Annotated in this window: 11 protein-coding genes; 6 read left to right on the top strand and 5 right to left on the bottom strand. The window is 67.3% G+C overall.

The genetic code is table 11. The annotated features are described in order from the left end of the window. Positions 1-93 precede the first annotated feature (93 nt). Entirely contained in the window at positions 94-471 is a 378-nt protein-coding gene (locus tag QE385_RS11525; RefSeq protein ID WP_307101936.1) for an EF-hand domain-containing protein, read from the top strand. A 282-nt stretch (positions 472-753) separates the two neighbouring features. Here the strand turns inward: QE385_RS11525 and QE385_RS11520 are convergent, their stop codons facing one another. From QE385_RS11520 to QE385_RS11505, 4 genes are all read right to left on the bottom strand, one after another. After that, entirely contained in the window at positions 754-2,121 is a 1,368-nt protein-coding gene (locus QE385_RS11520; RefSeq protein WP_307101934.1) for an ammonium transporter, read from the bottom strand. A gap of 16 nt (positions 2,122-2,137) precedes the next feature. Next, on the bottom strand, positions 2,138-2,476 hold the full coding sequence (locus QE385_RS11515; RefSeq protein ID WP_042488306.1) for a P-II family nitrogen regulator: 339 nt from the start codon (positions 2,474-2,476) through the stop codon (positions 2,138-2,140). 287 nt (positions 2,477-2,763) lie between these two features. Then, positions 2,764-4,194 carry a metalloprotease TldD gene (gene tldD, locus QE385_RS11510; protein WP_307101932.1) on the bottom strand — a complete coding sequence of 477 codons (1,431 nt, stop codon included), beginning with the start codon at positions 4,192-4,194 and terminating at the stop codon, positions 2,764-2,766. A gap of 283 nt (positions 4,195-4,477) precedes the next feature. Continuing rightward, the gene (locus QE385_RS11505; protein WP_307104697.1) at positions 4,478-4,711 is read right to left on the bottom strand and encodes a zinc-finger domain-containing protein; all 234 of its coding nucleotides are present in this window, start codon (positions 4,709-4,711) and stop codon (positions 4,478-4,480) included. An 88-nt stretch (positions 4,712-4,799) separates the two neighbouring features. On the opposite strand from QE385_RS11505, the gene QE385_RS11500 reads away from it, so the two are divergent. Next, complete coding sequence (locus tag QE385_RS11500; protein ID WP_307101930.1) at positions 4,800-5,732, top strand: ABC transporter ATP-binding protein; 933 nt, start codon at positions 4,800-4,802, stop codon at positions 5,730-5,732. 261 nt (positions 5,733-5,993) lie between these two features. Here QE385_RS11500 and QE385_RS11495 read toward each other — a convergent pair whose 3' ends face one another. Then, on the bottom strand, positions 5,994-6,740 hold the full coding sequence (locus QE385_RS11495; protein ID WP_307101928.1) for an energy transducer TonB: 747 nt from the start codon (positions 6,738-6,740) through the stop codon (positions 5,994-5,996). 118 nt (positions 6,741-6,858) lie between these two features. Between QE385_RS11495 and nadB the strand changes: the two genes are divergently transcribed. From nadB to polA, 4 genes are all read left to right on the top strand, one after another. Then, positions 6,859-8,436: an L-aspartate oxidase gene (gene nadB / locus QE385_RS11490; RefSeq protein ID WP_307101926.1), complete on the top strand. Its 1,578-nt coding sequence runs from the start codon at positions 6,859-6,861 to the stop codon at positions 8,434-8,436. A 146-nt stretch (positions 8,437-8,582) separates the two neighbouring features. Beyond that, positions 8,583-9,722 (top strand): serine hydrolase, encoded by a 1,140-nt coding sequence (locus QE385_RS11485; RefSeq protein ID WP_373424721.1) that lies wholly within the window; start codon positions 8,583-8,585, stop codon positions 9,720-9,722. Positions 9,723-9,867: 145 nt separating this feature from the next. Further along, positions 9,868-10,176, top strand: a complete 309-nt coding sequence (locus tag QE385_RS11480; RefSeq protein WP_307101924.1) for a DUF2251 domain-containing protein — start codon at positions 9,868-9,870, stop codon at positions 10,174-10,176. Positions 10,177-10,303: 127 nt separating this feature from the next. After that, positions 10,304-13,078, top strand: coding sequence for a DNA polymerase I (polA, locus tag QE385_RS11475; RefSeq protein WP_307101922.1), 2,775 nt, complete (start codon positions 10,304-10,306; stop codon positions 13,076-13,078). Positions 13,079-13,100 lie beyond the last annotated feature (22 nt).

Here is a 13,100-nt window from a genome sequence, read left to right as displayed (position 1 = left end):
ACCTTCGGTTGGGCCCGTTCCCCCGCTTGTTCATTGCGGCGACAGCCAAAGCCGGTCAGGAGCGGCCATGATGTTCCGTTCAGGAGTTCCCGCATGACCCGTTTCCTCGTCACCGGCCTGATCGCCGCGACCCTTGCCGTGCCCGCCATGGCGCAGGATACTCGCGCGTCCGCCGCCGCGAAATTCTCGCGCGAGTTCAAGGCGCGCGACACCAATCACGACGGCGCGCTGACCAAGGCGGAGGTCAAGGCCGCGATCATGAAGATGGGCAACGGCCAGAAGAAGATCGACGACGTCCATGCCGGGCGTCTGGCCGATCTGTGGTTCGGCAAGGCCGATGCGAACAAGGACGGCAAGGTGACCGAGGCGGAGGCGCAGGCGCTGCTGTCGCGCACCTTCGACGAATATGAGGCGGCCAAGGCGGCGCGGGCGCAGCAGGCGGGGCCGGCGGCGGGGCCGAAGGGGCGGTAAGGGGCGCCCCCTTCTCCCCTCTATCCCCCCCGACCCACCTCCGTTCAGCCTGAGCGAAGTCGAAGGCCACGCCCCACCCCGGCTGCGAGCGTCACCCCGTGCACTTCGACTTCGCTCAGTGCGAACGGAGGGTGATACGATTCCGTGACGTCCCGGCAGAGGCGGAGGCAGCCCCCGCCCCCCGCCAACACAAAAAAAGGCCCGGTGCGTTGCCGCACCGGGCTTAGGTCGTCCGCAGGAGGAACGTCGTGGGGTGCGGGGGTCTGTCGCCCCCGCTCCCGATCAGTTGTAGGCGCGCTCGCCGTGCTCGCCGAGGTCGAGGCCTTCCTGCTCGACTTCCTTCGAGACGCGCAGGCCGGTGACCGCCTTGGCGATGTACATGGCGATGACGGTGCCGATGGTGGCCCAGACGATGGTCGTGGCGACCGCGCCGAGCTGGACCAGCAGCTTCGAGCTCATGACGTAATCCGCCGCACCCGGACCGCCCAGCGAGGGGGCGTAGACCACGGCGGTGCCGATCGCGCCGATCATGCCACCGATGCCGTGCACGCCGAAGGCGTCGAGCGCATCGTCATAGCCGAGCTTGGGTTTCAGGACCGACACCGCATAGAAGCAGATCACGCTGGCGATGGCGCCCAGCACGATCGCGCCGAACGGACCCGAATTGCCCGCCGCCGGGGTCACCGCGACCAGACCCGCGACGATGCCCGAGCAGAAGCCCAGAGCCGAACCCTTATGCCCCGCCAGACGCTCGGCGAGCATCCAGAACAGGCCGCCCGACGCCGTCGCGACGAAGGTGTTGATCATCGCCAGGCCCGCCGAGCCATTGGCCTCCAGCGCGGAGCCCGCGTTGAACCCGAACCAGCCGACCCACAGCAGGCCGGTGCCCACGCCGGTCAGCGTCAGCGAGTGCGGGGGCATCGGGGTCGTCGGATAGCCCATGCGCTTGCCCAGGATCAGCGAGGCGACCAGCGCCGAGACGCCGGCGTTGATGTGCACCACCGTGCCGCCCGCGAAGTCGAGCGCGCCCGCCTTGAAGAACAGGCCCGACGATGCCCACACCATGTGCGCGATCGGGAAATAGACGATGGTCAGCCACACGGCGGTGAAAGCCATGACCGCCGAGAACTTCATCCGCTCGACGACCGAGCCCAGCACCAGCGCGGCGGTGATCGCGGCGAAGGTCATCTGGAAGCAGATGAAGACATATTCGGGGATTTCGACGCCCGCGGTGAAGGTCGCCGCCTGGCTGGCGGGCGTGACGCCCTTCAGGAAGGCCTTGCCCAGCCCGGAGATGAAGTTGGACGCGCCCCCCGACACGTCCGGCCCGAAGGCCAGGCTATAGCCGTACATCACCCAGATCAGCATCGCGAGGCACGCGGCCGCGCCGATCTGGGTCATGGTGGACAGCATGTTCTTCGCGCGGGTCAGACCGCCATAGAACAGCGCCAGGCCCGGCAGGATCATCATCATGACCAGCACGGTCGAGGTGAGCATCCAGGCGGTGTCGCCCTTGTTCACGGTCGCGGCCGGCGCGGCGGCGGCGGGCGACTGGAGCGCGGCGGCATCCTGGGCCCAGGCGGGCAGCGAGACGAACAGCGTCAGGCCGAGGCCCGCCGCGCCGGTCGCCAATTTGGTGACATGCTTCATCGAAATCCCCCCTTGCTCAGAGTGCCGATTCGTCGGTTTCGCCGGTGCGGATGCGCACGGCCTGGCCGACATCGAGCATGAAGATCTTGCCGTCGCCGATCGCGCCGGTGTTGGCGGCGGCCTGGATCGATTCGACGACGCGGTCGGCGATCTCGGACGCGCAGACGACCTCGATCTTGATCTTGGGCACCATGTTGGTGCTGTATTCGGCCCCGCGGTAGATTTCGGTCTGGCCCTTCTGCCGCCCGAAACCCTTCACCTCGGTCACCGTCATGCCCGCCACGCCCAAAGTGGTGAGCGCCTCGCGCACCTCGTCGAGCTTGAACGGCTTGATGATAGCGATGATCAGCTTCACCTGCGCCCCCTTTGCGTTTCCCGCCGACAAGCATTGCAAAGGGTGTGCCAGTTACGTTTTCGTGACTTTTGCGCGCTATGATCGCGCGGCGCGATCCGTTTGGCCTGCCGGGCGGCATCAATTTTTAGGCATTGGTAAGGATATGCCCAAATTTTGGGCAGCTTCCCCTCCCCTGCAAAGGGAGGGGACCAGCGAAGTTGGTGGAGGGGTGTCCCGCTATCGAGAGGGTGACACCCCTCCGTCAGGCCTATGGCCTGCCACCACCCCTTTCAGGGGAGGAAGGGAAATCACGCCGCCAGCGCGGTTCCGCCGACGGTCAGCCCTTCGACCAGCAGGCTCGGCTGGCCGACGCCCGCAGGCACGCTCTGCCCGCCCTTGCCGCAGACCCCCACGCCCTCGTCCAGCGCGAAGTCGTTGCCGATGCCCTTCACCTTGGTCAGCACGCTCGGCCCGTCGCCGATCAGCGTCGCGCCCTTGATCGGCGCGCCGAGGCGGCCATTCTCGATCCGGTACGCCTCGGTGCAGGAGAAGACGAACTTGCCCGACACGATGTCGACCTGCCCGCCGCCGAAGGACTTGGCGAAGATGCCGTTCTTCACCCGCGACAGCAGCTCGGCCGGGTCGTCCTGCCCGCCCTTCATGAAGGTGTTGGTCATGCGCGGCATCGGCGCATGGGCAAAGCTCTCGCGGCGGCCATTGCCGGTCGGCGCGACGCCCATCAGCCGCGCGTTGAGCCGGTCCTGCATATAACCCTTCAGGATGCCGTCCTCGATCAGCACGACCTCGCGCGTCGGCGTGCCCTCGTCATCGATCGACAGCGAACCGCGCCGGTCGGCCAGCGATCCGTCATCGACCACAGTGACGCCGGGCGCCGCGACCCGCTCGCCGATCCGCCCCGAAAAGGCCGAGGTGCCCTTGCGGTTGAAGTCGCCCTCCAGCCCGTGCCCGATCGCCTCGTGCAGCAGCACCCCTGGCCAGCCCGGCCCGAGCAGCACGGTCATCTCGCCCGCCGGGGCCGCCACCGAGTCCAGATTGACCAGCGCCTGGGTCAACGCGACGTCGATGCCGCGCTCCCACGTCTCGCGCGCCACCAGCCGGTCGTAGAGATAGCGCCCGCCGATCCCGAAGCTGCCCGTCTCGCGCCGCCCATTCTGTTCGACCACGACCGAGATGTTCAGCCGCACCAGCGGCCGGACATCGGTGGCGACGAAGCCGTCGGCCCGGACGATCTCGACCACGCTCCAGCTGCCCGACAGGCCGACCGACACCTGCACGACGCGCGGGTCACGCGCACGGGCGGCGGCGTCGATCGTCTGGCAGAGCGACACCTTCTCGGCAAAGGGGATCAGGTCGAGCGGGTCGGTCGCGGTATAAAGGTGCCGGTTGGTCCCCTGCGGCGGCGGCGCGGCGGCGCCCTTGGCGGGGTCGATCAGCGCCATGGTCTGCGCGGCGCGCCGGATCGCGGCCTCGGACAACTCGTTGGCATGGGCAAAGGCGGTCATCTCGCCCGACACCGCCCGCAGGCCGAAGCCCGAATGGGTGTCGTAGCTGGCCGTCTTCAACCGCCCGTCGTCGAATCCGAAGGCTTCGGACCGCTTATATTGGAGGTACAGCTCGCCATCGTCGGCGCGGGACAGGGCGTTGGCGGTGAGGCGCAACGCCGCCTCGGGGTCCAGCGTGTCGCGGTAGAGGAACGAGCGGGGATCGGTGACGGTCATCACGAGGATATAGGATGCCCGGCCGAGGTTTGAAATCTCCCGTCGGCGGGATTCCGACCTTGTTAAGCCCCGGCCGCATGCCGCAGCTCTCTCTTAAGCCCCTCCCGCAAGCGAGTTTCAGGTCGGTCATGCCCCCGGCATGACCTAAACGATGCGGGGCATCGTTTACCTGAAACTGGTTTGGGGAGGGCAAGGAGTCTCACCGAGACCTACGCTCGCGGCTTTTCCCTCCCCCATCCCCTCCCGCTTGCGGGAGGGGCGTGAGTCTCATTCGTGTTGGGGGTTAGCGCCCGGCGCCGTCGCCATGATCCGGCAGCGCCGCCTGGTCCGCGCCATCCGCCGGGCCGCCGATCAGCACGAAACGGCGATCGCAATAGCCGCAATCGACATAGCCGGTCTCGTCGATCTGCAACCACACACGCGGATGACCGAGCGCAGCGCCGCCGGGAATGTCGGTGGCACCGTCGCAAGCGACGCGGGTCTGGGTGACGCGGGTGGTTTCGGGCGGCGGCAACATAGGCTCGCGCGATAGCAAGGCATGGAGCCCCGTGCAATTCCCGAAAACCGGCTTGGCCTGTCCGCCCCACACGCCTATCTCGGGCGCCATGACCGCCAGCACCGAAGCCGCCATCTCGATCCAGGGCATCGCCAAGACCTATCAGGGCGGCAAGCGCGCGCTCGACGGGGTCAGTTTCGACGTGCCGCGGGGGCAGATTTTCGGGCTGCTGGGACCGAACGGTGCGGGCAAGTCGACGCTGATCAACATCCTGGCGGGCCTGGTGATGAAGACCGAAGGATCGGCGTCGATCTGGGGCTTCGACATCGACCGGCATCCGCGCAATGCCAAGGCGTCGATCGGCATCGTCAACCAGGAAATCCTGTTCGACCCCTTCTTCACGCCGCTGGAGACGCTGGAGATCCAGGGCGGGCTGTACGGCGTGCCCAAGGGCCAGCGCCGCTCGATGGAATTGCTGCGCGCGGTGCATCTGGAGGACAAGGCGAACGCCTATTCGCGCACCCTGTCGGGCGGCATGAAGCGCCGCCTGATGGTCGCCAAGGCGATGGTGCATTCGCCGCCGGTGCTGGTGCTGGACGAGCCGACCGCGGGCGTCGATATCGAACTCCGCCAGCAGCTCTGGGCCTATGTCCGGCAATTGAACGAACAGGGCGTGACGGTGGTGCTGACCACCCATTATCTCGAAGAGGCCGAGGAGTTGTGCGACCGGATCGCGATCATCAACCATGGTCGCCTGGTCGCCAATGAGCCGACCCGCGAACTGGTCGGCAAGGCGCAGGAAAAGATCGTCGCGGTGACGGTGGACCGCGATGTCGCGGCGGTGCCCGACCATGCCAGCTTCGGCAAGATCGTGCTGAAGGGCAGCCGCACGCTGGAGATCACCTATGCCAAGGACAAGGTGAATGCGGGCCAGGTGCTGGCGGCGGTGCAGGCGGACGGATACGGGATCGTCGACGTCTCGACCAAGGAAGCCGATCTGGAAGACGTGTTCCTGTCGTTGACGCGGAGTGTTGGGGCTTGAGGGATTCGCTTGGCCTTCGACTTCGCTCAGGCTGAACGGGGTTCTGGGGAGAAATTTTGGGTTCGCGCGGAGGCGCAGAGCACGCGGAGGTGTAATTCTACAGTCCGCCCCAACAGGCCATGATAGGTAAGAGATGCGCTATCCGCGCACCGAACATCTCCGCGTCCTCCGCGCCTCTGCGCGAACCCAGATATCCCAACCTCCGTTCAGGCTGAGCGAAGTCGAAGCCCACGCCCGGCGCTCCCCCCAAAGCCCGACCTATCACCGCTCCGCAGGCAACCGCTCCAGCACCCAATCCTGATTCACCACGATAATCGACCGCACCGGCCGCCCATCGGCATCGCGGGACGGGTCGTAACGGTATCGCTGCTCGATCAGGCGGCAGGTCGTCTCGTCCAGCGCGGCATTGCCGCTGCTCTTCGTCACCACGCACCCGCTGACCCTGCCATCGACATTGACGAAATAGCGGACCTGCACCGTCCCGCTGGCACCCGCATCGGCGGCGGCCTCGGGATAGTCCGAATCCTTGATCCGCCCCTTGATCCGGCGCGGCGGGGTTTCGTCGCCATAGCCGTCCCCATCCCCCGACCCGCCGCTGCCCGTACCATTGCCGATGCCGCCCGCCCCGGTGCCGGGGCCGGGCTTGTCGGAGGCGCCCTGGCTCGGGTCCGCGCCCGTGCCCGCGACCGGTGCCGCGATGACGGGCGATACCGGGGGCAGCACGACCAGCGGCGGCGGGGCGACGACCGGGGTGGCCTGCGACCGGATATTGGGGGGCGCGGCGGCACCGCGCGGCCGGTGGCTCTCGATCCTTTTGGGCCGGACCGGCGGCGGGGGCGGCGGCTTGGGCGGCGTCACGTCGAAACTGTCGAGCGCCTCGGACGGCCCGGACGGGGACGGCGCGATCCCCAGCCCCAGGACTAATGCATAGCCCAGGCCGCCCACGATCACCCCCGTGGGGATCGCCGCGCGCAGACGGTCGCGCCAATCGGATCGGACCAACGCCATGACGGGCAAGTGGGAAGGCGCGCGCACCAAGGCAAGGCGTTACCCCCTGTCCCCCGCCCCGCGTCCGTGCCACAGGGTGCGCCATGACCCCTGCCCCCGCGCCCGAAGGAGACCGCGCATGACCGATTCCGATATCCTGATCGTCGGATCGGGCGCGGCCGGGCTGACCGCGGCGCTGAACCTGGCCGACCGGTTCAAGGTGACGGTGCTGGCCAAGGGCAAGCTGAACGAGGGCTCGACCGCCTGGGCGCAAGGCGGGATCGCCGCCGTTCTGGAACCCGGCGACACCTTCGACAGCCATATCGAGGATACGATGGTCGCGGGTGCGGGGCTGAACGACCGCGCCACCGTCGAATTCGTGGTCGAGAACGCCCCCGCCGCGATCGAACGCCTGCAAAAGCTGGGCGTCCCCTTCGCGACCGAGGGCAATATGCTCCACCTGACGCGTGAGGGCGGGCATTCGCACCGGCGCATCGTCCATGTCGCGGACGCGACCGGCTGGGCGGTGCTCGACGCGCTGCTGAAGGCCGCGGACGCGCATCCCAACATCACCATGGTCCCCGATCAGGTCGCGATCGACCTGGCGACCAGTCGCCACGAGATGCGCTATTCGGGTGCGGGCCATGTCTGGGGCATCTATGCCGTCGACCGGCGGACGGGCCGCGTGGTGGTGCACAAGGCGCGCGCGACGATCCTGGCGACCGGGGGCGCCGGGCGCACCTATCAATTCTCCACCGCACCCAAGGGGGCGACCGGCGACGGCATCGCGATGGCGTGGCGCGCGGGCGCGCGCGTGTCGAACATGGAATTCATGCAATTCCACCCGACCTGCCTGTACAACACCCAGGTCAAGAATTTCCTGATTACCGAAGCGGTTCGCGGCGAAGGCGGGCATCTGAAGATTCCCGAGACCGGGCACCGCTTCATGCCCGACCTCGACCTGCGCGCCGAACTCGCCCCCCGCGACATCGTGGCGCGCGCGATCGACCATGAGATCAAGCGGCTGGGCCTGGACTATGTCCATCTCGACATCAGCCACCAGCCGCCCGCCTTCGTCCGCGAGCATTTTCCCAATATCCACGAAAAGCTGCTGAGCCTCGGCATCGACATGACGGTGCAGCCGATCCCGGTCGTGCCCGCGCAGCATTATACCTGTGGCGGCGTCATCGTGGACCGCGACGGGCGCACCGACCTGCCCGGCCTCTATGCGGCGGGCGAGGTGACCCAGTCGGGGCTGCACGGCGCCAACCGGCTGGCCTCCAATTCGCTCCTCGAATGCTTCGTCTATGGCGAGGCGTGCGCGAACCATATCGCGGCGCATTGGGACGAGCTGCCCCCCGCCCCCGCCATCCGCCCCTGGGACGAGAGTCGCGTCACCGATTCGGACGAAGAGGTGGTCATCAAGCAGAACTGGACCGAGATTCGCCGCTTCATGTGGAATTATGTCGGCATCGTCCGCACCACCAAGCGGCTGGAGCGCGCGCAGCACCGCATTCGCATGCTGACCGACGAGATCAACGACTATTACGGCCATTTCCGCGTCACGCCCGACCTGATCGAGCTGCGCAACCTGCTCCAGACCGCCGAGCTGATCGTCCGCTGCGCGCTGCATCGCAAGGAGAGCCGGGGACTGCATTACACGCTCGATTATCCCGAGACCTTGCCCGAGGCGGTCGACACGATCCTGATTCCGTGAAGCAAGCCCTGACTCCTCCCCTTGTAGGGGAGGAATTTAGAATGTTTCACATCTTATCGTGTGGTTGCGGCCTTTCGTCGCAAGCCCCGGACACGGGGATTTCCCCCACTCGGTCAAGACGTAAGGATACCCCTGTGTTGCGGGGTATTGCGGTGACGAAGCGAGTATCGAGCGGCGGGCTGCGTTCATGGCCTGCCGGGTTTCTTCTCTTGGGGCTCGCAGGCTGTGGGGCGGATTCACGCCCCGGCGCGACGTCCCATGCTCCCAGCGTGCCCGATCCCCAGGTTTCGGTGTCGATGCCGCTCCCCCCGCCCCGCCCCAGCCGCGCCCCCGCCGCGCCCGCCGGGCTGGTCAGCACGATCGAACGGCTGTCCGCCGGTTTTTCGGGCAAGAAGGGCATTGCGGTGCGCGCGGTCGATGACGGCTGGACGGTCGAGGTCGGCGGCCGCCAGCGCCTGCCCCAGCAATCGGTGTCCAAGCTGTGGGTCGCGATCACGCTGCTCGACCTGCGCGACAGGGGCCGCGCACGGCTGGACGAGCCGATCGTCGTGCGGCGCGAGGACCTGACCCTGTTCCACCAGCCGATCGCGATGCTGGTCAAGGGCGACGGATACCATACCACGGTCGGCGAACTGCTGACCCGCGCGCTGACCCAGAGCGACAACACCGCCAATGACCGGCTGCTCACCTATGTCGGCGGGCCGCAGGCGGTGCGCGCGATGATCGCCAACAAGCGGCTGGGCGATATCCGCTTCGGCCCCGGCGAGCGGCTGCTCCAGGCGAAGACGGCGGGCCTGACCTGGCAACCCGCCTTCGCCATGGCGGGGGCGTTCCAGGCGGCGCGCAACCGGCTCGATCCCGCGGCGCGGGCGGCGGCGCTCGACGCCTATGTCAGCGATCCGCCCGACGGCGCGGCGCCGATCGCCATCGCCGATGCGCTGGCCCGGCTGGCGCGCGGCGAGCTGTTGTCCGAAACCTCGACCCGCATCCTGATCGACACGATGGAGGCCTCGCGCACCGGCCATGCCCGCCTGCGCGCCGCCGTGCCGAGCGGCTGGACGATCGCGCACAAGACCGGCACCGGCCAAGACCTGGGCCGCCGCAATGCGGGCTTCAACGATGTCGGCCTGCTGACCGCCCCCGACGGCCGCCGCTTCGCCATCGCGGTGATGATCGGCGACACGACCGAGGATATCCGCAAGCGGCAATTGCTGATCCAAAATGTCGCGGCGGCCGTGGCCGATGCGGCGGGGCCGCCACGCGGGCCGGTGGCGGTGGCGAACTGATCCATCTTCCTCCCCTGCAAGGGGAGGTGGCAGGCCGCAGGCCTGACGGAGGGGTGTCCCGCTCTCGATAGGGCGACACCCCTCCACCAGCTTCGCTGGTCCCCCTCCCCTTGCAGGGGAGGAAGATTTGCCGCACCATTTCGTGGTGATCGACATCTATGAAAGCGCCATCCAAGCCACGGGACAGTTTGGCGTCGTTTTCGAGCGCGATGATGAAAGCGCATATTTCTACCTGTTGGACATGCGCAAACCCGCAGGGAATGCGATCATCGCTGCATTGGATGTCGGCCCTGCGATCCCGCTTCGGTCCGATGCTCCTGTGCGGGTGCGGTGGAGTGCGGTTTCTTCCGTTGCAGGCCTTTTCGTGGACGACGTTCTGACGGCAATCTTCGAAACGCATGGTGATGAACCGAAAGGGCGCTTTGTGATGAACGAGGATTTTCGGTTGTTCTGACCGAATGTGACATTTGCGAGGCAGAGATCGAAGTCGCCCCCGCCGTGGCCCATCCGCCACAGCCATCGAAAACCGGTGCGATCAGGGGCTGTTTACCCTCTCTCTGTTCCGCTAAACCGCGCGGATCATGCCCCATCTCTATCTCGTCGACGGCTCCGGCTATATCTTCCGCGCCTATCACCGCCTGCCGCCGCTGACGAACAAGCATGGCGAGCCGGTCGGGGCGGTGTACGGCTATACCACCATGCTCTGGAAGCTGGTGGACGAGATCAACGCCGCCGACGGGCCGACCCATATGGCGGTGGTGCTCGACAAGTCGTCCAAGACCTTCCGCAACGACATGTACGACCAGTATAAGGCGCACCGGCCCCCGCCCCCGCCCGATCTGGTCCCCCAATTCCCGATGATCCGCGACGCCACCCGCGCCTTCTCGCTGCCCTGCATCGAGGAAGCGGGGCTGGAGGCCGACGACCTGATCGCCTGCTACGCCCGCGCCGCGATGGCCGAGGGGTGGCAGGTCACGATCGTTTCGGGCGACAAGGACCTGATGCAGCTGGTCGAGGATGGCAGCCTCGACATGCTCGATACGATGAACAACCGGCGTCTGGGCGAGGCGTATGTTCAAGAGAAGTTCGGCGTGGGCCCCAAGCAGTTGGGCGATGTGCTCGCGCTGATGGGCGACAGCGTCGACAACGTGCCGGGCGTGCCGGGTGTGGGTCCCAAGACCGCCTCCAAGCTGATCGTCGAGCATGGCGATCTGGAATCCGTCCTCGCCGCCGCGCCCGAGATGAAGAAGGGCAAGCTGCGCGACAACCTCATCGAACATGCCGAGAATGCGCGGCTGTCGAAGCGGCTGGTCACGCTGGAATGCAATGCACCGCTGCCCCAGCCGCTGGAGGAACTGGCGCTGCATCCGACCATCCCGGATGCGCCGCTGCGCGCGTTTCTGGAGCATCACGGCTTCCGCTCGCTGATCGCCAAGATGGGGCAGATCACCGACGACGCCGCGCCTGCCCCCGTCGCCGGAGAGGCCGCGCCCGCCGCAGCGATGGACGATGACGAGCCGTGCAATCTCGACGGCTATACGACGGTGCAGGACCTCGCCACGCTCGACCAATGGGTGGCCGAGGCGAAGGCCCAGGGTTTCGTCGCGATCGATACCGAGACGAGCTCGACCGACGCGACCCAGGCCGAACTGGTCGGGGTCAGCCTGTGCCTGGCCCCCAACAAGGCGTGCTACATCCCGCTGGGGCATGGCGGCACCGACCTGCTGGCCGAAGTGCCGGTGCAGATTCCGGTCGGACCGGCGCTCGAGCGGGTCAAGGCGCTGTGCGAGGACCCGTCGGTCCTCAAGATCGGCCAGAATCTGAAGTTCGACATGATCGTGCTGGGCGAGCGCGGCATCGCCATCGCGCCGCATGACGACACGATCGTGCTGAGCTTCGACCTCGACGCGGGCCTGCACGGCCATGGCATGGACGAACTGGCCGCGACGCATCTGTCGCACACCTGCCTCGCCTTCAAGGAGGTGGTCGGCACCGGCAAGAAGCAGCTCGGCTTCCACGAGGTCGATCTGAAGACCGCCACCCGCTACGCCGCCGAGGATGCCGACGTCACGCTGCGGCTATGGAAGCGGTTCAAGGCGCGACTCCCCATGGAGCAGGCGACGCGCGTGTACGAGATGGTCGACCGCCCGCTCGTCCCCGTCATCGCGAGCATGGAGCGGCGCGGGATCAAGGTCGATCGCGAGCGCCTGTCGCAGCTCTCGACCGAATTCGCCGGGCAGATCGCCGCGCTGGAGGGTGAGATCCATGCCATGGCGGGCACCCCCTTCACCATCGGCAGCCCCAAGCAGCTGGGCGAGATCCTGTTCGATCGGCTGGGTCTCAAGGGCGGGCGCAAGGGCAAGTCGGGCGTCTATTCGACCGACGTGACCGAACTCGAACGCCTGGCCCGTGACGGTGGCGAGGCGGCGGAGATCGTCCGCAAGATCCTGGAATGGCGCCAGCTGTCCAAGCTGAAAAGCACCTATACCGATGCGCTCCAGGCGCAGATCAACCCCAAGACGGGCCGCGTCCATACCAGCTACAGCCTGACCGGCGCGCAGACCGGGCGGCTGTCCTCGACCGAGCCCAATCTCCAGAACATCCCGATCCGCACCGAGGTCGGGCGACAGCTGCGCGAGGCGTTCATCGCCGAGGACGGCCATGTCCTGATCGCCGCCGACTATTCGCAGATCGAATTGCGACTCGCCGCGCATATGGCGGACGTGCCCGCGCTGCGCGACGCGTTCGCCAATGGCGACGACATTCACAGCCTGACCGCCAAGGAGCTGTTCGGCGAGGTCAATCGCGACACGCGCGGCCGGGCCAAGACGATCAACTTCGCCATCCTCTACGGCATTTCGCGCTGGGGGCTGGCGGGTCGCCTCGACGTGTCGGCGGACGAGGCGCAAGCGATGATCGACCGCTATTTCGAGCGTTTCCCCGGCATCAACCGCTATATCGCCGAGACGCTGTCGAGCGTCCGCGAGAAGGGCTTTACGAGCACGCTCTTCGGCCGCAAGACGCATTTCCCGCGCATCGCCTCACGTAATCAGGGCGAGCGCCAGGGGGCCGAACGCGCCGCGATCAATGCGCCGATCCAGGGGACCAGCGCCGACATCATCAAGCGCGCGATGGTCCGCATGGAACCCGCGCTCGCCGCCGCCGGGCTGGGCCATGTGCGGATGCTGCTCCAGGTGCATGACGAACTGGTGTTCGAGGCGCCCGAGGCCGATGCCGAGGCGGCCGGGGCGGTCATCCGCGAAGTGATGGCGGGCGCGGCCGAACCGGCGGTCACGCTGTCGGTGCCGCTGGGCGTCGAGATCGGGTTCGGCAAGAGCTGGGGCGCGGCGCATTGACCTGTCCGCGCCCCCTCGCCCG

It is taken from the genome of Sphingomonas sp. SORGH_AS_0950, assembly GCF_030818415.1.
Classification (GTDB): domain Bacteria; phylum Pseudomonadota; class Alphaproteobacteria; order Sphingomonadales; family Sphingomonadaceae; genus Sphingomonas.
The sequence above is the reverse complement of the archived record's forward strand: the minus strand, read 5'-3'. Positions and strand labels throughout refer to the sequence as shown.